The following is a 20,224-nucleotide window of genomic DNA, read 5'->3' on the forward strand; positions in this document are numbered from 1 at the left end:
AAACACTAATTCCTTATCTTAAAAGACACATAAAGTACGACATTACCTCATTTACATTTATACACTCATAATTTTGCCATGTATATAGAAGGCTATTTAACAACCCCTGAATGAAACCGAAATTCCGAATCAGCGCTTTCAACCAGTTTTTTGTCCCGCTCAAGAAACACTTGAATACGGTCATCAATAGATTCACCGCCGGCAAACTTCTTTGCCAGGGTTAAATAATCTTTAAAATGACGGGCTTCTGACTTTAATAAAGACAGGTAAAATTTTTGTAGCTCTTCATCCAGGTACGGTGCCAACTTGGCAAATCGCTCACATGATCGCCCCTCGATAATTGCACCAACAATTAATGTATCTATGGCTCTGGCCGGTTCATAGGTACGAACGGGTTTTCTCAATTCGGAGGCATAGCGCGAAGCATTAGCAGGGTCATATTCGATACCCCGTTTTTCCATAATGGCGATCACCTGTTCAAAATGGCGCAACTCTTCCCGAGCCAATCTGGACATTTTATTTAACAAGTCAAAATCATCGGTGTATCGATACATTAAATGCATCGCGGTACTCGCCGCTTTTTTCTCGCAATTGGCATGATCGATCAGTAACATAGGTAAATTATCTGGATGTTTTGCTACATCAATCCAGGCTGCTGGTGTTTCGCAAAGAAGAAAAGATTGAATTTCTGAAATATCAACTGACATGCTTAATTATTCTACTTGCACAAGGTTTAAGAGTTCATGTGTTCCGGCATAATAAAATATCGCTGGTAATGAACTTGCGATAATGTGTAAAAGTCTGCATCGATTAATATGCGTAGCTTGACTAACGGCGTTGCTGCATATTCGGAAGTGAGTTGACACCCATACTCACTCAGATTTTTTATTTGGCTCGCCCCAGCTTTGAGCAGTTCCTGAAACAGGCAATAAGGGTTGCGAGACTCATCAAAGTCTATTTGTTGTGCGCTCATCTGCCCCAGCAATTTCTCTGCATCCCATATCAGTACCTTGGCTTTCACTACTTGAGCCAATAACTGATCCAGACGCTGCCAGATGATGCGACGCTCACGATCAGAATAACTGTTCCAGTGAATTACCTCATGGGTAAACCGTTTGCAACCTCGGCAAACATCATCACCGATTCCGGTGGAACACACACCAATACAGGGAGTTTTTACGACACTTTTTACCACAGAAACGCTCAAAAATTGCTTAGGTACTATATACAGGAGAAATCTGGGCCTTTTCAGACGGGATATTGTGTTTTAACACCACAATGAACAATACCCTCAAAGGTGGCCATCATACCGGAATGCCCCAAATTCTTCATAAGAACTTCTAATTATTGGCTAAACTGACTCCAAAACCGTCCAATTAGGCGGCTAAAGATGCCGAAAATCAGTATGAACGGGAATTAATCAGAGGTTCCTTAACACGCAAAAGGCAATCGTGTAGAATTTGCGCCCCGAATTCATGCCCTGCGGCTACGAGCTCTCAGGGCACCGAAATGGCACCGTATGCGAGATCCCAGCGCTGCCGCACTAAAACCAAAAAAATAGAGGAAAATCAACGTGCTTGAAGCCTATCGTCAACATGTAGCTGAACGCCAAGCTCAAGGGATTCCCCCGAAGCCCCTATCACCAGAGCAAGTGTCAGCGCTAGTAGAGTTGCTAAAAAACCCACCGGCAGGTGAAGAAGAAACCTTGCTTGACCTTATCAGTAACCGCGTGCCCCCCGGTGTGGACGAAGCAGCCTATGTAAAAGCCGGCTTCTTATCCGCCATCGTTAAGGGAGAAGCAGAATCTCCATTAATTAGCCAAGAAGCTGCAGTAAAGCTACTGGGCAATATGCATGGTGGTTACAATATCGAAACTCTGGTTGATTTACTCACCAGCGACAAGTTAGGTGCTTTGGCTGCTGAAGAGCTAAAACACACCCTGCTTATGTTTGATGCCTTCCACGACGTGGAAGAAAAAGCCAAAGCCGGCAACGACAACGCTAAAGCGGTGATGCAGTCTTGGGCCGATGCAGAATGGTTTACCAGCCGTGACGCAGTCGCCGAGTCCATCAAAGTTGCTGTATTTAAGGTAACAGGCGAAACAAACACCGATGATTTGTCCCCAGCGCAAGACGCCTGGTCTCGCCCTGACATTCCCCTTCACGCCCTGGCCATGTACAAAATGGAGCGTGACGGCATTACCCCGGCAGAGCCCGGCGTAAAAGGCCCTCTAACACAAATTGAAGAAGTACAAGCCAAAGGCTATCAAGTTGCTTTTGTTGGCGACGTAGTAGGTACAGGTTCTTCCCGTAAATCGGCAACTAACTCCGTACTTTGGTACTTCGGCGAAGACATTTCCGGTGTACCCAACAAGCGTGGTGGTGGTATCTGTATCGGCGGTAAAGTTGCACCGATCTTCTACAACACAATGGAAGATGCTGGCGCATTAGTATTCGAAGCACCGGTCGATGATTTAGGCATGGGTGACGTTATCGAAATCCGTCCATATGATGGCAAAATCCTGAACGAAGCCGGTGCAGTCATCTCTGAGTTTGCCTTGAAATCTGAGGTTTTACTGGATGAAGTGCAAGCCGGTGGCCGAATCAATTTGATTATTGGCCGCGGTCTAACCGCCAAGGCTCGTGAATCTTTAGGCTTGCCAGCATCTGACCTGTTCCGTATACCAGCGGCTCCTGAAGACACAGGCAAAGGCTTTACCCTGGCGCAAAAAATGGTCGGTAAAGCATGTGGATTACCAGACGGTCAAGGTATTCGCCCAGGCACCTACTGTGAGCCAAAAATGACCACTGTAGGCTCTCAGGACACCACCGGTCCAATGACCCGTGACGAACTGAAAGATCTGGCATGTTTAGGCTTCTCTGCAGATTTGACTATGCAGTCGTTCTGCCACACAGCGGCTTATCCAAAACCCGTAGACATTGATACTCAGCACACACTACCAGACTTCATTATGAACCGTGGTGGTGTTTCCCTGCGCCCGGGTGACGGTATTATCCACTCCTGGTTGAACCGTATGTTGCTACCCGACACAGTAGGTACAGGCGGCGACTCCCACACACGTTTCCCTATGGGTATCTCCTTCCCTGCGGGTTCTGGCTTGGTGGCGTTTGCCGCAGCAACCGGTGTGATGCCGCTGGATATGCCTGAGTCCGTATTGGTCCGCTTTAAGGGTGAAATGCAACCCGGTATCACGTTGCGCGACCTTGTTCACGCGATCCCATACTACGCCATTCAGAAAGGTTTACTCACAGTCGAGAAGAAAGGTAAGAAGAATATTTTCTCTGGCCGTATTCTTGAGATTGAAGGCTTAGACAACCTGACCGTAGAACAGGCATTCGAGCTTTCTGACGCATCTGCAGAGCGTTCTGCAGCAGGCTGTACCATTAAGCTTCCAGAAGATTCTGTAGCAGAGTACTTGCGCTCCAATATCACCCTACTACGCTGGATGGTCAGCGAAGGTTACGGCGACAAGCGCACCCTTGAGCGTCGTGCTCAGAAAATGGAAGAATGGCTGGCCAACCCAAGCCTGATGGAAGGTGACGCGGACGCGGAATACGCAGCCGTAATCGAAATCGACCTGAACGAAATCAACGAGCCTATCGTGTGTTGTCCAAATGACCCGGACGATGCGAAGCTGCTTTCTGAAGTCGCTGGGGACAGTGTTGATGAAGTATTTATCGGTTCCTGTATGACCAACATCGGCCACTTCCGAGCTGCTGGTAAGCTTTTCGAAGCCAATAACACAGCCCTGAAAACGCGTTTCTGGATGTCGCCACCGACCAAGATGGATGCCCACACCTTGATGGAAGAAGGCTACTACAACATCTATGGTCGTGCTGGTGTTCGCATGGAAATGCCAGGCTGTTCTCTGTGTATGGGTAACCAAGCCCGTGTAGCGGATAACGCAACGGTACTTTCAACTTCTACGCGTAACTTCCCTAACCGCTTAGGCGCTGGCGCTAACGTATACCTCACCTCAGCAGAACTTGCTGCAGTTGGCGGTATATTGGGCAAACTCCCCACTCCTGAGGAGTATCAGGAATACGCTCAAAAGATCGACTCCATGTCGGATGAGATATTCCGTTATATGAGCTTCGATCAGCTTGATTCATTCAAGAAAGGTGCAGAAGAAGGTAAGCGTATCGCTGCTGTGGAAATTGAAGAAGTAAAAGTTTAATTCTCACGCAATAAAACATCGCAAAAGCCTGACTCAGTATGAGTCAGGCTTTTTTTTATCCAATTTTCGCTACTCAATTGAGAGTCTTCATAAATTATCACTATGGCATAAAGCAGATATTACGAAACGACTCACGATATAAGTTTAAGGGTAAAAAACGTAAACACTACCCTATCGGAGACCCCATCATATTAGGCACAACACTAAAGGCATTTATTCAAAAGAGAAATTGGGAAACACTACTTTTACCTTAGCTACTCTACGGAGCTGTTTTTAACGAAAACAAAATGATAATTGTCAACCATCGTCACAAAAGCTTATGACTTCGGTAAAAAATAAGGAAGTTGGCCTTTAATTCTTTATACAGATCAAAAAGCCCCTAAATGGGGCTTTTTTTTTGCGAGCTTTTTGTCTAACTTGCATAATGAAGCAATGCATACTGCCTTAACAGCTAAAGAATTAAAGAGAAAAATATGACACCTGCTGAAAAAGAATTAGGCGTAATCGAAGTGGTTCTGGAAAGAATTGTTAAACAACGCCTTCCCCATGCACTTAGTCTAGAAAAAAAAGTGGATGCCGGCGAGGTATTAAATGAATTTGATCTTGAATTTCTAGAGTCTGTTGTAAGAGACGGACAAAAAATAAAGCCTATTATAGACAAACACCCTGAATATCAGGATCTCGCCGCCCGCTTGATGACCTTATACACCAAGATCATTACTAAAGCGGCAGAAAATGAAAACCTTCGCAAGAAATAAACTAAAGGAATAACCCTTTCTTTCCCTTAACAAAAATGTCATAAAAAATAAATATTTGCTGTTTTTTATGCAGCATCTGCGACATTTTGTCTCGAATTAATTACAAACAATGCAGTATCACTTGGTACGCTTCCTGAGAGTACAGTCACTTCCAGGAAGTTCTGCTGGGAGCTGTTATAACACTGAATAGAACCATACCCGTTTTGTAAATTTTCCAGCCAGTCACCTTCTGATAAGGCATGAAATTGATTGAACTCCATAACAATCGCTTGCCCCCAACCTATATCGACAGCGGCCAGAAGAGACTGTTTATCCAACGCAATCACTCTTCCCTCAATAGTTCCCATGGTTGACTCCCAGAACAGTTGTTTGTTTTTTGTGTATTAATGAACTACAGCTCTATGATGCGAACTTTACGCGAGGGAATTGGGTTTGAATGCCATTCTTAACCGAATTGAGTGTGAGATATCTCTTACTTGATTGCCGTCTTTTTCTCTTCAACGGGTAAGACTTCAGGTATACGACAGGACTCAATGATGGCCGCAGCAACAATGAGCACGCAACCTAGCCACTCAATGGCTGTAAAACGCTCTCCAGCAATCAGCATGGCCGAAACAACGGCGGCAAGTAACTCCATAATCAAAATAATGGACGACTTCCCTGACTCCATATGAATTACCGCCCACTGTGAAGCAATGTTGGCAATAAACAACCACACCAGAGTGTAGGCAATCAGCCACCACCAAGCCGTGGTGGACGCCTGTTGAGACCAGTTAATGCTAGGGGCAAGAAGAACCAAGGCACACAGGAGGGAGCACCCCAGACACATCGCCATTAGCTTTGAACTGAGAGAGATATTCGTAGCGCCCCGAAAAAACATGTTATTGCCGGCAAACAACATCCCTGATGCCAGTGCCATGGCATCAATCCAACTCGGTGGTGTTTGAAAGACAGACCAGCCTCCCAGAATAATAAATGCCCCCAGAACCGCCATAGCAACCCCAAGCCAACGCCACAGATCTATTTCTTCACCAAGAAAAACCTTCCCCCCTAACACTCCCCAGACCGGTAATAGATAAAATAAGACCATAACCCGAATCACTTCACCATAAGTTAAGGCGTAGGTAAAACACAGGATCGCGCCGCCACCACACAGAGCAATACCAAGTATTAACAACAGGTTGCGCTTATTTATAGGAATTCGCCAACCGGTTACGGAAAATAGAACTGCCAATATAGCCTGAGAAGTAAAAATAAGAGGAATGCCATCTAATCCCAACGCCTTCAGAAAATGTAACGGGAGCCAGGTTAACCCCCAAAGAATCGAGGCGAAAATGAGAATACATGCGGGAACTAACTGGGACTTAGGCAAAATAAAATCACTCAAAAACGGAACTGTCACCAGAACTAAATACTATTCGAATTTGTATTGGCGGTATTTGTACACAGTCAAACCAGAGGTCAAATATGCATCAGAAAAATCGAAATACAAACAGCTTTATGAAAAACCAAAACCGATAAATTTATTATTTATCGGCAAGGCCACCTTACTAACAGGTGGCCATTCACTCAATACGGCAAATACTTAAACAAGTGTTTACAGTTTACGGGCGATTTCGTGCAGTTGCCATTATTTAGTCCGCAAAAATCCCCTGCAGAAAATGTTGCATTCTCAACCAGGAATCTTTATCTGCTTTTTCATTGTATGCTAAAGGCAAATTGAATTTTGCTCCTTTTTCATCGGCATCTTTAACGGTAAAACTGTGCTTCACTCCGGGATAATCGATAAACTCATAGTCGACATTTACGGCATCCATACTCTGTTTAAATGCGTCTTTTTGCTCGTCGGTAACAAATGGATCATCTTGACCGTTTAATATCAGGAACTTGGCTTGAACATTATCCGCTACAGGAGCCACACCACCTAACGCACCGTGAAAGCTAACAACACCAGCCAAGTCTTCAAAACCACTGCGTGCCATACTCAATACAACAGCACCACCAAAACAATATCCAATTGCGGCCAGCTTGCCCTCCTGTGTTTTACTCTGTTCTTTCAGTAAATCCACAGCGGCTTGAAAGCGAGCCTGAGCCACCTCCTGGTTACTGACCACCGCCATCATGAATTCAGTAGCCTGCTCTGGATGATTGGCTAGTTTGCCATCCCCATACATATCTAAAGCCAGCGCGCTGTAACCTAGTTCGGCCAACATTTCTGTGCGTTTTCTTGCGTAATCGTTGTGCCCCCACCATTCATGGACGATCACAATCCCTGGATATACGCCCTCTTTTGCTGGTGCAGCGAGATAACCCGTCAGCTCAACCCCATCTACGGTATATTTAACTTCTTTGGTTATAATTGCAGGTTCAGATTCCGCCAATGTTTTCAAATCAGCCAACCCTTCTTCGTACATTGGCCCAAGTAACGAATCAAGAATCAAACCGAAATACCTTGAAACAACACTGTCATGTTCTGTATTAAAACCCCAGGTTACTTTGACGGAATCCGGATTATTTGTATCACTTAACTCGTAAGTCGCCAAACCACCACCCTGATCAAACATAAGTTCCGTAGCCACGCGCGCATTGGGTTCATACACGGTGAATGTTGAACTGCCATTACCCACCTCAGGATGTTCACTTGACCAGCGTACAGTGGAACCCACTCCCACTTCAGGTCCTTCGTATGTCATCTCAATATCTGACGATATTTTTTGCCAGGGAGACCAACGTACAAATTGCTTGTGTTCACTAACCAGCTTAAATACCACTGACTTTGGCGCATTAATCTCAATACTACGCTCCACATAGGTAGATGGTGGTAACAGGAACCCCACCAAAAAGAAAGTTGCTACAAGCGCTGCAACAACGAATAAAAGGACTTTAATCACTTTCATGACTCACTCTCCTGATATCTGGTTCTTATTGTATTACTTGACTCTAAGTGCTGACCCGCACTTCTTGATAGAAGATATATAGCCCTATTTCAGAGTACTTGCTTCATAAAGCTTGAAGGAAAACCACTCCGCCCCGAAAAACTATTTTTGAATAACAACGGTCAATTATGAATCTACGGCAGTACTCTGGGTTCGCCACATTAACATTTTTTTATTCGAGGAAAAAACGGATAGGTGTTAATCCATTAGAAAAAACTTTTCGATGGCATCCCGTTCCCACATTGCGTCCTGATACCCCAACTCAATCAGCTCATGACAGTACTCATGGTTAAACATAAGATAACTCGCAGTGGTAGCACCACCTCCACGTCGAGTGGCACCCGTACAACGCATCATAAAACGTAAGCTGGGTGATAAATTTCGAACCTTCCTCCCGGCAATCTGATCCAGTTGTTTCGTGGGGGAAATAATCAGGGTTTCAACAGGGCGAAGGTGAGCAGCCTCCTGCTGCTGTTCATCATTCAACATATTTAACAATTGATTGGTTCGTCCCAAGTGCTCAATATCCCCTTCCAACGAGTCAATAAAAGCACTACTAAACATCTGGCCAATTATTTGTGCCATTGACGGGGAGTGTTTGATTGGGATTTTTTTTCTGTTACTCCAGTGAAGCGGGTTTCTATTTCCACTCACTCCGATAACAAAAATACGATCGGCTCCCAAATGAAGAGCAGGACTAATCGGTGCCATTTGACGCATGGCACCATCACCAAAATATTCTTTGTTCAATGGAACCGCAGGAAAGATAGCGGGAATTGCAGACGAAGCCAGCAAATGCTCAACCGATATCTTAGCCGGTGTTCCCACTCGGCGAAATCGACGCCACCCTCTTAGAGAAGGGTTGCCCTGAAAGAAACTGACACTCTCACCTGTGGAGTAGCCCATAGCAGTAATACATAGGGCCTCCAGCTCTCTTTTTTCTATCCGACGATCAATATTATCCAGTGGCAAAATACTATTCAGTAACTCTCGAAGTGGAGAGTTGTCGAGTAATGATAAAGGTTTTTTTTGTCCGACCCCTTGATTAAACAACGAAGCGGCAATACTCGTTGTTCCTTTTAATAATGGGACCCAACCGGTTTTAAACACATTGTCGATCTCCAATGACCGCCACGTGTCAGCCAAATCGATCGCTGCAGTACGAAACTCCCCTGGGTGGGCGGCCATAGCCGTTGCGTTAATCGCACCAGCGGAGGTACCACATATAATGGGAAATGGGTTGTGGAGTTTGGGCAATATATCCGCTACAGCACGTAGAACTCCCACTTGATACGCTGCACGAGCACCCCCACCGGAAAGTATTAATGCATTCGTTGACATGTATCGGGGCCGAATCTCCGTAAAAAACTCTCGTCATTTTCAGTATGGACGCGAATTCTGTTGAATTCCACCATATAAAAATCCAGCTGTGTGCCAGTTGGCGTTCACATATTTCCTATTCTGACTACTGGCACCTCCCTTAGAGGCGTGATTTCAGATCGAAAAAAAAGCCACTAGAAAGTGGCTTTGTATATTTGTGATAATTCAATATTTAAATCGGTTTAACAATCAAAGTGCTTTCGTCATAACCGATAATTTCAACCATATTTCCTTTTTCCAATTCTTCATCACAGTGAACAGTCCAAAGTGCATCAGATATTTGAACTCTACCTACTCCGGCTATGATGGGCTGAATAAGTACAGTCTTGGTTCCAACCAATCTTTCCATTCGATTGTTAAGCATTGGATCTTCGGACTTAATATCAGCTGGTTTGTAATATTTCCAATAAAAGAATGTTGAGATAACAGACAAAAATGCAAAAACAATTAACTGCACCTGCCATGAAATATCAACAAAGGAGGTAATCAAAGCAATCACCAACGCGGACAATCCCACGCAAAGCAAAAAGCCTCCCGCTCCCAAAACTTCTATGACTAATAATGCCACACCTAGAATAACCCAGGCCCAGGCACCCAAACTAAAAAAATAGTTCACATTGTTACCCTCAAAACGCTAAGTGCGCATATGTACATATTTACCCTTTAGCGCCGGCTACCAGCTCTTTAATTCCAGCAATAGAACCAATAACATCGCTGGCTTCAAGCGGCATCATAATCACCTTGCTGTTATCTGCCGAAGCAACATTCCCGAGAGCATCAACGTATTTTTGGGCAACGAAGTAATTAATTGCACGAGGGTCACCTTTACTGATTGCCTCACTTACCATATAAGTTGCTTTGGCTTCAGCTTGGGCTTCCCGTTCACGCGCTTCAGACTGCAGGAATGCCGCTTGTCGCGCACCTTCTGCTCTTAATACCTCAGCTTGCTTGGCACCTTCAGCGACCTTAATCGATGCTTCCCGCTCGCCTTCTGCACGAAGAATTTGTGCACGTTTTTCACGCTCTGCTTTCATTTGGTTCGCCATCGCCTCGACCAGATCGCGGGGAGGCGTAATATCTTTAATTTCAATACGCGTGACCTTGATACCCCAGGGATTAGTTGCCTCATCCACTTTCACCAGCAACTCGGTGTTAATTTGGTCACGATTGGAAAGCATTGCATCCAGTTCCATAGAACCTAATACAGCACGAATATTGGTCATGACCAAATTCTGCATAGCGCGCTCAAGATCGTTCACTTCATAGGAGGCTTTAATACTGTTAATTACCTGGAAAAAGCACACTGCATCCGTTGTCACCATGGCGTTATCCGCACTGATGACTTCCTGCGGTTCAACATCCAGAACCTGTTCCATCACGATTTGTTTTTTACCAATTTTATCCATGTAAGGAATGATCAAATTGAAACCCGGCTTCAGAACGCGAGTGAATTTGCCCCAACGCTCGACAGTCCACTCCTGCCCTTGCGGTACACTCTTCCAGCCGGAATATACCGTGACAACGGCAAGAACCAAAACAGCAATCGCTGCAAAATTATATTCAAACATCCCAAAATACCCCCAATTTGTTAAACAAAAATTCCCAAGAGAAGCATGGCATTATTTCGGCTGATTAATCAGGCCTAACCACCGCCAGAACCGAAGAATATCGGCCAGAGCTTCTACAACATCCAATATGGCGTAAGCCATAAGTATGTAACGAATATTCTCCACATAAGCCTTAGGAAGATACCCTCCCTTATCCAAAATAGGAAGCGCTTTGTTCATACTCGCATCCAGTTTTTGGGGCAACATGTAGGAATAAACCGCCACTGAAAGGAGCATAAAGCCCACGCCGACTAAAATATAAATTAACAGGATCTGAGGCACCTTTATTAACCCCGCCACAATAGGCACAAACAGCAATGTCGTTGCTCCCAGCTTTTGGCATTGCCGGGCCAGATTAAAATGCTTTATCTTAGTCTGATATATCAACTCATTTTTCTGGTGCTGAAGGGCAGTACATATTTCGTGGGTAATAATCGCAATTGAACTAAGTGATTTACCTTTTAGATAAATGCGATTAAAAATGAAGCGTTTTTCAGATGCCAGATAGCTTCCATATCCAGAATCCGCAGAATCAATACCATCACAGTCCAACTGCAAACGTTCAATAAGATGTCGAGCGAGCGATTCTCCGTCGCCCGGCATATTAGGCAATGTTTTATGATGTTTTTTTAATATATGACTGACCCACCATTCTGGTAATAGAATTGAGGCCATTACTGCACATACTAAAAATAATATAAACAAATTATTCCGAATCCCCGATTAGCTCTCCCGCAACTCGCGTCGTAATATTTTACCCACGTTAGTTTTAGGCAGACTGTCTCTAAATTCTATAATTTTAGGAAGTTTATAACGTGTCAGTTTTTCACAGCAATGATCGTATATATCGTCTTCGGTAAGATCTTCATTAGCCGGCACAACAAATAACTTCACCGCTTCTCCCGTATTTGCATCAGGAACACCAATCACCGCCACTTCCAACACATTATCCATTTGTGCGATAACTTCTTCTATTTCGTTCGGATAAACGTTGAAACCCGAAACAATGATCATGTCTTTTTTTCGATCAACAATTCGAGCATAACCATCTTCTTCAATAACAGCAATATCACCGGTTTTAAACCAGCCCTCAGCGTCAAATACTTTGGCGGTTTCCTCCGGCTTGTTCCAATAGCCTTTCATCACCTGAGGACCACGCACACATAGCTCTCCCGCCTGCCCAGAGGGCAAAGTGACACCGTCATCGTCTACAACTTTTATCTCTGTTTCTGGTAATGCCGGGCCAATCGTCCCCTGACGAATATTATGCGCGTAGTTACCACACACCACAGGAGATGTCTCTGTTAAACCATACCCCTCAATAATGTCCAGGCCAGTCAATTCTTTCCAGGCGGCAGCCGCATCATTGGTAAGCGCCATACCACCTGCACAGGCGATTTTCAGTTTGGAAAAATCAACTTCTTCACGGAAACCTTTATGACGGCACAACGCGTTATAGAGAGTATTGATTCCCACGAAAATAGTCATTTGATGTGGTTTTAACAGCTTTACAAACGAATCCAGGTCCCGAGGGTTTGGAATCAGTACATTATGTTCGCCACAACAAATTGCCGATAAACCATGTAAATTCAGGGCATATATATGATAAAGCGGTAAACAACAAACAAATGTTTCACTTGCTTCATCAAATGCACTAGGCATATGGTTAATCATTTGCCACACGTTACTCATCATATTGTGATGAGTCAGCATAGCGCCTTTAGACACTCCGGTTGTACCGCCAGTATATTGAAAGAACATTGTACTATCCGGCAAAATATCCGGTTTAACCAGCGGCTTCTTTGGTTTCTTCAAGGCTGCACGAAAAGGTATTTGATTATCGAAATTAAAATCAGGCACCATTTTTTTTACGTGCTTTACCACATAATTTATCAGTTGCCTTTTGGGAAAAGTGTGCACATCTGCAATGTCTGTGACGATCACATTTTCAACATCGGTTTGTTTTACAATATTGGCTGCATTGTGGGCGATATTGGATAACACCACGATTGCCCTGGCCCCACTGTCTCTCAGCTGATGTCGAATTTCTCTCGGTGTGTACAAAGGGTTGGTATTCACCACAATCACACCCGCTCTTACTGCACCATAAAAAACAATAGGATACTGCAGTATATTGGGCAACTGCACAGCTATTCGATCACCGGGTTTAAACCCCAACCTATGCTGTAAAAAACAGGCAAATCGGTAACTGAGTTTATCCAATTCACCATAAGTGAGCGTTCGCCCCATGCATGTGAATGCGGGTTTCTTTTTGTAAGCCTTAAAAGAGTGCTCTAACAGTTCAACAGCATTAGAAAAACGTTGCACGTGTTTAATCATTGGGTTCCTGTTCCCAGTCATTATTGTTATTTATTTAAAATTGATCTTCTGTCATATCGAGCAATGAACTAACACCAGAGCGAATAACCGCATCATGCGCATAGGCACGAGGGAGAATCCTGGCAAAATAAAAATTTGCTGTTTTTAGTTTTCCAGCGTAAAAGTCCGACGCTTCAACTTCAAGTTTCTGGCTTGCCAGTACTGCAGCGCGCGCCCAAAAATAGGCGAGACACACATAACCGGAAAACATCAAATAATCAACGGCTGCACCACCTACCTCTTCCTGATTTTCCAATGCGCTCAAACCAACGTGCATAGTTAAATCACCCCAGGCTTTGTTGGCGTTGGCGAGTGGTTCAATAAGGTGTTTTACGTTTTCATTTTCCTGATTTGCTTTGCAGAATAAATGAACTTGCTTGGTGAAAACCTTAAGATTTTCTCCCTGGCTCATTAACACCTTGCGCCCCAATAAATCCAAAGCTTGAATACCGGTGGTCCCTTCATACAACATCGCAATGCGGGCATCACGTACATTTTGTTCCATGCCCCATTCACGAATATAACCGTGCCCACCAAAACACTGCATTCCCAGGTTGGAAGATTCGAAACCCACTTCAGTCAAAAAAGCTTTTGCAATAGGGGTTAACAGTGCCAGTAATTGGTTGGCTTCTTGTTGTTTGTCCTCTTGCCCATGTTTTTCCACATCCACCAGGATCGCTGCGTAATAAATAAGCATACGGCCACCTTCAGCAAAGGCTCTTTGCGTTAGGAGCATTCTGCGAACATCAGGGTGGACAATAATGGGATCCGCAGGACCATCAGGATTTTTCGCCCCACTCAATGATCGCATTTGCAATCGATCCTTGGCATACGCAAGAGATTTTTGATACCCCACTTCAGCATGGGATAGCCCCTGTATCGCAGTGCCGATTCGCGCGATATTCATAAAGGTGAACATGCAATTTAAGCCGCGATTAGGCGGGCCAATTAAAAAGCCTTTAGCGCCGTCAAAATTCAGAACGCAGGTAGCGTTACCATGAATCCCCATTTTATGTTCGAGCGAGCCGCACTTGACTGCGTTTCGGTCGCCAACATTACCTGCTTGATCAGGCAAAAACTTGGGAACAATGAAAAGGGATATGCCTTTAGTGCCTTCAGGTGCATCTGGTAAGCGCGCCAAAACAATATGAACAATGTTTTCCGCTAAATCATGCTCACCGGACGAAATAAAAATTTTGGTTCCCGTAATACTGTAACTGCCATCGTCATTGGGAATCGCTTTACTTCTCAGCATTCCAAGGTCGGAACCACAGTGGGACTCGGTGAGACACATGGTTCCAGTCCATGCACCTTCAACTAACTTGGTTAAATAAATGGATTTTTGCTCTTCGGTTCCGTGGCTTTCTATGGTTTTCATCGCCCCATGCGATAAACCGGGGTACATAGACCAGGACCAGTTTGCAGAACCATTGAGTTCGCTGAGCACATGACCAAGAGAATCTGGCAACCCCTGTCCACCATATTCGACACTGTGGCTCATGGTTGGCCAGCCGGCGTCAACGTATTGTTGATATGCCTCTTTAAAGCCGCTGGGTGTGGTCACTTCGCCATCAACCCACTGGCACCCTTCTGTGTCACCAACACTGTTTAGTGGAGCAATAACGTTTTCGCAAAACTTGGCGCTCTCTTCCAAGATGGCGCTGATGACATCCGGTGCTGTGTCTTCACCATTGGGCAACTGCTGGCAGTGCTCGGCGTAACCAAGCAATTCAAACAGTGTAAATTCGATATCTCTGATAGGGGCTTTGTAGTCCGCCATGTGTCACTCCTCCGATGAAGATCTAGCATGTGCTCAGAATTTAGCAATTAAGTCGTCGGCAATATCAAGGTACGGTTTTTATTAAGTTTAGCAGGGCAAGTCACGTCTTCTAACAAGAATACGTTAATAGATCTTGAAATGGATTGCTTGGTAGCAGTAGACACATTTGATTTAACCTCCCTGTTTAGCAACAGTTATGGAGTTGGCGGAAATAATTGCAATAAGTTATTAATTTCCTCAACAACTTTAGATTGTCGTTCTGATGGATTAAGTTTGGGTTTGATTTTACCTTTGGTAACCCCTCGCCACACTACGTCCTCAGTTTTTGCATCAAGGAAATCTACAATGATACTGCCTTCCTGATAATGCACGGTATACACATCTTCATCGCGGATTCCCCAGTAATACCAGCTATTTCTACGAGAAAAGCCGACATCGACACTGCGCACGTCTGACTTTTCCTCAACCAGTAAATGATAGCGCACCCAGAAATCAGCCTGTTCTTTTTCCACTTTCTCGAAACGAGTATTAAGCGTATTTTCCAGTGCATACTCAATACGTTTTAAATCAAGCTGAGAGACTTTTGGATTATCCTTAGTATTTTCAGGGTTAGGCAGGAGATAATATTTTTTTAACGAACTAAATTCATAGCCAGGCTGATAATCCGTTGTGGTTTTTTGAGACGCACAGGAAGCAATGAATAGAACCGACAACAAGACAAAGATTAATTGACCAAATTTTTTCATGCGTTATTCACCACGTTATCGCTTAACTATTCATTTGTTTTTACGTGAAATTATCCATCGTAAAATCAATCCTAGAGGTGCCGTAATCAGCAATATAATGATGAGAAAAGCGATGCATATCCAGAAAAATCTTACAACCTCTTCTACGGGAAACGCAAAAACATCTATCATCATCCATATGGACGCAGCACACGCAAGGATCGTTATAAATACACTTGTGCGTTTTTTTATTTTAAATTTTAATTTCAATACAACTTACCCGGTAAAACTATTTTCATGGGTCCATTCACAACGAACTTGCTGTATTCCTGCGCCCGGTTCGTGACCGTTATTGTAGCTTTCCCAAACAAACGTGTGGGTACCCGAAAGCTCCGTTTCCAAGTGTACAACGGCTGACACCCAATACATACTATCCAACAAGTTTTCAAATTTTTTCATCCAGTGCTCCCATTCATACTCAATGGCTTTATATGAAGCACCGAAATGCATTACTTCTGTCTGATAGGTGTCAGTGGCAGATTCAACTCGCGGCAAGGCGAACATTTCCTGACAGAGATAAGGCCATTCATCTGCCGTTGGCAAGCTCAGCATAGCACGTCGGTTAGCTTGCTTGCGTTGAGATTCGTTGCCGAACTGGGCAACGTCTTTGATACAACCATAGACGATTGATTCTTGATCCATTGTTGTTTGCTTAATCTCGTATTTGGCGGTGAATAATCAAGAATAATACCGATTTAAAATGGCCACCACCAAGAAGAATTTAAACGCTTTTCACATTTTGCGAGTTGTGTCGAGTATCGATTGGCACGCTGCTCAACCTTTCTAGCGACACCCATTAGCCATTTTTTGCTCTTATAGGTGCCTCTTTTGTAACCACCCTGACCTTCATGATAGGCCAGATACAGATGGTACGGGCTAGATGCAGAAACGCGTGCTCGTTCAACACTGGTTCGGTTATACCAGGCAATAAAGTCGATTGCATCGTCGAAATCATCGCGGTCAGCTCCCCAGTGACCGGTCGCTTTTCGGTAAGTATCCCAGGTTTCGTCTTTAGCTTGGGAATAGCCATAGGAGCTGCTTTTACGCGGACCAGGAAACACCCATAGAATTTTCGTCCTCGGCGGTTTTGCCTTTGGTACAAAGCGGGATTCCTGGTAGATAAACGCCATATTGGTGGCGATGGGGATGTTCCAGCGGTCCGATGCGGCTTTGGCATCTTTGTACCAACCGTCCTTTTCATCAAAGATACTGCATATGTTATCCAGGTGTTTAGGTGGAGTACTGGCGCAGCCAACGAGAATCAAAAAACTGCTCCAGGCAATTAGGCATTTCGGGTGTTTAGTCCAGGTTAACATCCGACCTCCAACGGCGGCTAAGTTGTGTAACGCTTTAACAAATCAACAAACTGGTCTTCATCAAGTACTTCGATTCCCAGCTCCTGGGCTTTTTTCAGTTTTGACCCAGCTCCAGGCCCAGCAACCACACAATCCGTTTTGGCTGACACGCTGCCAGACACCTTGGCACCCAACGCTTGCAGCCTCTCTTTGCCCTCACTCCGGCTCATGGATTCTAGTGTACCCGTCAAGACATAGGTTTTACCGTTTAATGGCAGTTCACTGACCGATTTCGCCTGTTCCTGCTCCCATTTCACACCGGCAGCGAGGATCTGATCGATAATCTGCAGGTTTATCTCCTGCTGGAAAAATTCTTCCACAAAATGTGCGACCACAGGCCCAATATCGTCAACTTCTTGCAACTGCTCGGCTGATGCCTGTTTAAGCGCATCCAGCGAGCCAAAATGAAGAGCCAAATTACGCGCGGTCGCCTCACCCACTTCACGGATACCCAGGCTGTAGATAAATCTGGCCAAGGTGGTGGCTTTGCTGGCGTTAATCCCATTAATCAGGTTTTCTGCTGACTTGCTCCCCATTCGCTCAAGCTTGGCCACATCGCCTTGTACCAGGTTATACAGGTCGGCAACCGATGCGATAAGCTTGGCATCGACCAGCTGTTCAACCAGTTTGTCCCCTAAGCCGTCAATATCCATTGCCTTGCGACTGGCATAGTGTTTGATCGCTTCTTTTCGTTGCGCTTCGCACACCAAACCACCTGTACAGCGGGCAACCGCCTCCCCTTCGATGGTTTCAACTGGAGAACCACAAACAGGGCACTCACAGGGGAACACAATGTCTTGCACATCATTAGGGCGCTTTGATAACACCACAGATGCCACTTGTGGGATCACATCACCGGCACGGCGAATGATGACCGTATCACCGATTTTTACCCCTAACCGTTCGATTTCGTCTCGATTATGTAACGTGGCATTGGAAACGGTCACGCCACCCACAAATACTGGCTCTAGCCTTGCCACAGGTGTTACAGCCCCAGTTCTACCAACCTGGAACTCGACCGCTTTTAACAGGGTCATTTCTTCCTGAGCGGGAAACTTGCGCGCAATCGCCCAGCGAGGTGCTCTGGAAACAAATCCCAGGCGTTCTTGTAAGGTGAGGCTATTGACCTTGTAGACGATGCCATCGATGTCATAGGGTAGCCCTGCACGTTTTTGTTCGAGCTGATCATAAAACGCATCGCACTGCGCTGCACCAGAGGCCAGAGCGGTTTCAGGGCTGGTCAAAAACCCCCAATCAGACAACTGGCGAAGCATATCCCAATGGTTATCCGGCATGCTTCCGCCTTCCACCAATCCAACACTGTAGGCACACATGGTTAACGGACGAGAGGCGGTGATCGAGGAATCCAGCTGCCGCAGACTGCCTGCAGCGGCATTACGCGGGTTAGCAAATGTCTTCTCACCTTTTGCTGTAGCATTTTGATTCAGTTTTTCAAAACCTTGCTTGGTGATGTAGATCTCGCCGCGAACCTCCAGGCGCTCAGGATGTCCGGACTGTCGCAAGCGCAAGGGAATAGAGCCAATGGTTTTCACATTCTGGGTGATATCTTCCCCTGTCGTACCATCACCCCGAGTCGCACCGCGAACCAGTACACCGTTCTCGTACAATAGACTCACAGCAATGCCATCGTATTTGGGCTCACAAACATACTCGATGGTATCGATATTCTTTAACCTGTCCCGCACTCGCTTATCAAACGCCACCATATCTTCTGTGCTAAAGGCGTTATCGAGGGATAACATCGGCAGCTCATGGGCAACAGAATCAAATTGCGTAAGCGGCGTAGCTCCCACTCTTTGGGTTGGCGAATCGGAGGTTAAAAGCTCAGGATAATCGGTTTCAATCTTTTTGAGTTCGTGAAAAAGGCGGTCATATTCAGCATCCGGGATATCCGGGTCATCAAGCACGTAGTAACGGTAGTTGTGCTCTGTCAGTTCTGTTTTTAATTGTTCAACGCGATCAATAATCTGCTGAGAAATATCCGCCATTCAAAAACTCTATATGTGAAATCAGGTAGGAAAGGAAACTTAATGGGCAGCAGCAAGGCGACGCTTGCGTTCGTACTCCATTACACGTTGACGTCCGTGTTCCATTGTCTGCTGTGTCATCACCGAGCGACTTTCATCTTTTAGCTCGCCCCCGAGCGAACGCGCCAGATTACGGGCGGTATCCACCAATAGCTCGTAGGCATCGATACTGTCGCCGTCTTTGGCACCTTCTATTGGCAAGCTCATAAACAGGCTGACACCAGGCGTTTCAAAGTCTTTCATGGCTGCCAGGTTAAAGGTTCCTGGCACGACCATATTGACCAAACTAAACAACACCGGACCATCACCATTTGGCTGAGCATGGCGATGAAAGATATCCATCGAGCCGAACTTCATATTCTCGGTCATTAACGTGTTGAGTAAGTCAGCCCCGGAAAAGCGAGTTCCTGACTTAGCCATGATATTGAACACAATAACTTCGTCCGGTTCAGCGGGTGCCGGCTCATCCAGATCTTCAGAGGCAAGTGCTTGTGCTTTTGGCTCTGCTTTAACCGGAACGCCAGAGTCTTCTGGAATATCATCTTGCAGTTCATCCAGCTCACCCAAACTTGGCTCAATGTGCTGTTCTATTTCCTCTTCAATCGGTGTTTCGTCTTCCAGTTCCTCTTCCACAGATTCCATAAGCATGGGCACCGCTTCTTCCAGGTTCAACGTCACTTGCTCAGGAATACGCTGTGGTGCTCCCCGCGTAGTTTTACTGGATTCAAAATTTTCTCTGAGAGACTGAGTCACCTTTTTCGCGTGATTTTCATCACGCACACCGACTACACGCGGACCACCGGATGGGAACTCGCTGTCACTGGACCTCGCTCCTACCGCTTCCTGATCTGCCTTAATTGCATTCTTTGACAACTGCAGGTGTTCACGACGTGCCTGGCGCATTCTGCGCACCGCATCCAACACAATCCCCACAATAAGCAAAACAATGATTACAGTAAGCCAATCACGCATTGCGTTTTTTTACCCCCGAATCTCCT

General features: G+C 45.3%; 18 protein-coding genes. 2 read left to right on the top strand and 16 right to left on the bottom strand.

The window, feature by feature from the left end:
- Window positions 1-92: 92 nt before the first annotated feature.
- Together P5V12_RS11775 and P5V12_RS11780 are read right to left on the bottom strand one after the other, a co-directional pair.
- Window positions 93-707, bottom strand: a complete 615-nt coding sequence (locus P5V12_RS11775) for a tRNA-(ms[2]io[6]A)-hydroxylase (protein ID WP_316953286.1) — start codon at window positions 705-707, stop codon at window positions 93-95.
- 26 nt (window positions 708-733) lie between these two features.
- Complete coding sequence (locus P5V12_RS11780; protein ID WP_316953287.1) at window positions 734-1,195, bottom strand: DUF1289 domain-containing protein; 462 nt, start codon at window positions 1,193-1,195, stop codon at window positions 734-736.
- Window positions 1,196-1,573: 378 nt separating this feature from the next.
- Here P5V12_RS11780 and acnB point away from each other — a divergent pair, with 378 nt between their 5' ends.
- Window positions 1,574-4,198 (top strand): bifunctional aconitate hydratase 2/2-methylisocitrate dehydratase, encoded by a 2,625-nt coding sequence (gene acnB, locus P5V12_RS11785; RefSeq protein ID WP_316953288.1) that lies wholly within the window; start codon window positions 1,574-1,576, stop codon window positions 4,196-4,198.
- Window positions 4,199-4,671: 473 nt separating this feature from the next.
- The gene (locus P5V12_RS11790; protein ID WP_316953289.1) at window positions 4,672-4,956 is read left to right on the top strand and encodes a hypothetical protein; all 285 of its coding nucleotides are present in this window, start codon (window positions 4,672-4,674) and stop codon (window positions 4,954-4,956) included.
- A gap of 65 nt (window positions 4,957-5,021) precedes the next feature.
- Here P5V12_RS11790 and P5V12_RS11795 read toward each other — a convergent pair whose 3' ends face one another.
- The 14 genes from P5V12_RS11795 to zipA all read right to left on the bottom strand — a co-directional run bounded on the left by P5V12_RS11795 (window position 5,022) and on the right by zipA (window position 20,198).
- Window positions 5,022-5,303, bottom strand: a complete 282-nt coding sequence (locus tag P5V12_RS11795; RefSeq protein WP_316953290.1) for a hypothetical protein — start codon at window positions 5,301-5,303, stop codon at window positions 5,022-5,024.
- A gap of 125 nt (window positions 5,304-5,428) precedes the next feature.
- Window positions 5,429-6,343: a DMT family transporter gene (locus P5V12_RS11800; protein WP_316953291.1), complete on the bottom strand. Its 915-nt coding sequence runs from the start codon at window positions 6,341-6,343 to the stop codon at window positions 5,429-5,431.
- 247 nt (window positions 6,344-6,590) lie between these two features.
- Window positions 6,591-7,853, bottom strand: a complete 1,263-nt coding sequence (locus P5V12_RS11805) for a dienelactone hydrolase family protein (protein ID WP_316953292.1) — start codon at window positions 7,851-7,853, stop codon at window positions 6,591-6,593.
- Window positions 7,854-8,090: 237 nt separating this feature from the next.
- Window positions 8,091-9,233, bottom strand: coding sequence for a patatin-like phospholipase family protein (locus P5V12_RS11810; RefSeq protein ID WP_316953293.1), 1,143 nt, complete (start codon window positions 9,231-9,233; stop codon window positions 8,091-8,093).
- Window positions 9,234-9,444: 211 nt separating this feature from the next.
- Window positions 9,445-9,888, bottom strand: coding sequence for an NfeD family protein (locus tag P5V12_RS11815; protein WP_316953294.1), 444 nt, complete (start codon window positions 9,886-9,888; stop codon window positions 9,445-9,447).
- A 40-nt stretch (window positions 9,889-9,928) separates the two neighbouring features.
- On the bottom strand, window positions 9,929-10,840 hold the full coding sequence (locus P5V12_RS11820; protein ID WP_316953295.1) for an SPFH domain-containing protein: 912 nt from the start codon (window positions 10,838-10,840) through the stop codon (window positions 9,929-9,931).
- A 51-nt stretch (window positions 10,841-10,891) separates the two neighbouring features.
- Entirely contained in the window at window positions 10,892-11,554 is a 663-nt protein-coding gene (locus P5V12_RS11825; RefSeq protein WP_316953296.1) for a zinc metallopeptidase, read from the bottom strand.
- A gap of 48 nt (window positions 11,555-11,602) precedes the next feature.
- Complete coding sequence (locus P5V12_RS11830; protein WP_316953297.1) at window positions 11,603-13,219, bottom strand: AMP-binding protein; 1,617 nt, start codon at window positions 13,217-13,219, stop codon at window positions 11,603-11,605.
- Between the two features lie 34 nt (window positions 13,220-13,253).
- The gene (locus P5V12_RS11835) at window positions 13,254-15,038 is read right to left on the bottom strand and encodes an acyl-CoA dehydrogenase C-terminal domain-containing protein (RefSeq protein ID WP_316953298.1); all 1,785 of its coding nucleotides are present in this window, start codon (window positions 15,036-15,038) and stop codon (window positions 13,254-13,256) included.
- Between the two features lie 194 nt (window positions 15,039-15,232).
- A complete protein-coding gene (locus P5V12_RS11840) occupies window positions 15,233-15,784 on the bottom strand; it encodes a DUF4136 domain-containing protein (RefSeq protein WP_316953299.1) in 552 nt (183 codons plus the stop codon).
- 255 nt (window positions 15,785-16,039) lie between these two features.
- Window positions 16,040-16,465: a hypothetical protein gene (locus P5V12_RS11845; RefSeq protein ID WP_316953300.1), complete on the bottom strand. Its 426-nt coding sequence runs from the start codon at window positions 16,463-16,465 to the stop codon at window positions 16,040-16,042.
- Between the two features lie 53 nt (window positions 16,466-16,518).
- A complete protein-coding gene (locus tag P5V12_RS11850; RefSeq protein WP_316953301.1) occupies window positions 16,519-17,139 on the bottom strand; it encodes a transglycosylase SLT domain-containing protein in 621 nt (206 codons plus the stop codon).
- Window positions 17,140-17,156: 17 nt separating this feature from the next.
- Window positions 17,157-19,187: an NAD-dependent DNA ligase LigA gene (gene ligA, locus P5V12_RS11855; RefSeq protein ID WP_316953302.1), complete on the bottom strand. Its 2,031-nt coding sequence runs from the start codon at window positions 19,185-19,187 to the stop codon at window positions 17,157-17,159.
- A 39-nt stretch (window positions 19,188-19,226) separates the two neighbouring features.
- Window positions 19,227-20,198, bottom strand: coding sequence for a cell division protein ZipA (zipA, locus tag P5V12_RS11860; protein ID WP_316953303.1), 972 nt, complete (start codon window positions 20,196-20,198; stop codon window positions 19,227-19,229).
- Between the last annotated feature and the right edge of the window lie 26 nt (window positions 20,199-20,224).

Source organism: Teredinibacter sp. KSP-S5-2 (assembly GCF_032773895.1).
In the GTDB taxonomy this organism is placed as follows: Bacteria; Pseudomonadota; Gammaproteobacteria; order Pseudomonadales; family Cellvibrionaceae.

Coding starts and splice junctions, on each gene's coding strand:
- P5V12_RS11775 (WP_316953286.1), bottom strand. CDS start 707: ATGTCAGTTGATATTTCAGAAATTCAATCTTTTCTTCTTTGCGAAACA.
- P5V12_RS11790 (WP_316953289.1), top strand. CDS start 4,672: ATGACACCTGCTGAAAAAGAATTAGGCGTAATCGAAGTGGTTCTGGAA.
- P5V12_RS11795 (WP_316953290.1), bottom strand. CDS start 5,303: ATGGGAACTATTGAGGGAAGAGTGATTGCGTTGGATAAACAGTCTCTT.
- P5V12_RS11805 (WP_316953292.1), bottom strand. CDS start 7,853: ATGAAAGTGATTAAAGTCCTTTTATTCGTTGTTGCAGCGCTTGTAGCA.
- P5V12_RS11810 (WP_316953293.1), bottom strand. CDS start 9,233: ATGTCAACGAATGCATTAATACTTTCCGGTGGGGGTGCTCGTGCAGCG.
- P5V12_RS11820 (WP_316953295.1), bottom strand. CDS start 10,840: ATGTTTGAATATAATTTTGCAGCGATTGCTGTTTTGGTTCTTGCCGTT.
- P5V12_RS11825 (WP_316953296.1), bottom strand. CDS start 11,554: ATGGCCTCAATTCTATTACCAGAATGGTGGGTCAGTCATATATTAAAA.
- P5V12_RS11830 (WP_316953297.1), bottom strand. CDS start 13,219: ATGATTAAACACGTGCAACGTTTTTCTAATGCTGTTGAACTGTTAGAG.
- P5V12_RS11835 (WP_316953298.1), bottom strand. CDS start 15,038: ATGGCGGACTACAAAGCCCCTATCAGAGATATCGAATTTACACTGTTT.
- P5V12_RS11840 (WP_316953299.1), bottom strand. CDS start 15,784: ATGAAAAAATTTGGTCAATTAATCTTTGTCTTGTTGTCGGTTCTATTC.
- P5V12_RS11845 (WP_316953300.1), bottom strand. CDS start 16,465: ATGGATCAAGAATCAATCGTCTATGGTTGTATCAAAGACGTTGCCCAG.
- P5V12_RS11850 (WP_316953301.1), bottom strand. CDS start 17,139: ATGTTAACCTGGACTAAACACCCGAAATGCCTAATTGCCTGGAGCAGT.
- ligA (WP_316953302.1), bottom strand. CDS start 19,187: ATGGCGGATATTTCTCAGCAGATTATTGATCGCGTTGAACAATTAAAA.
- zipA (WP_316953303.1), bottom strand. CDS start 20,198: ATGCGTGATTGGCTTACTGTAATCATTGTTTTGCTTATTGTGGGGATT.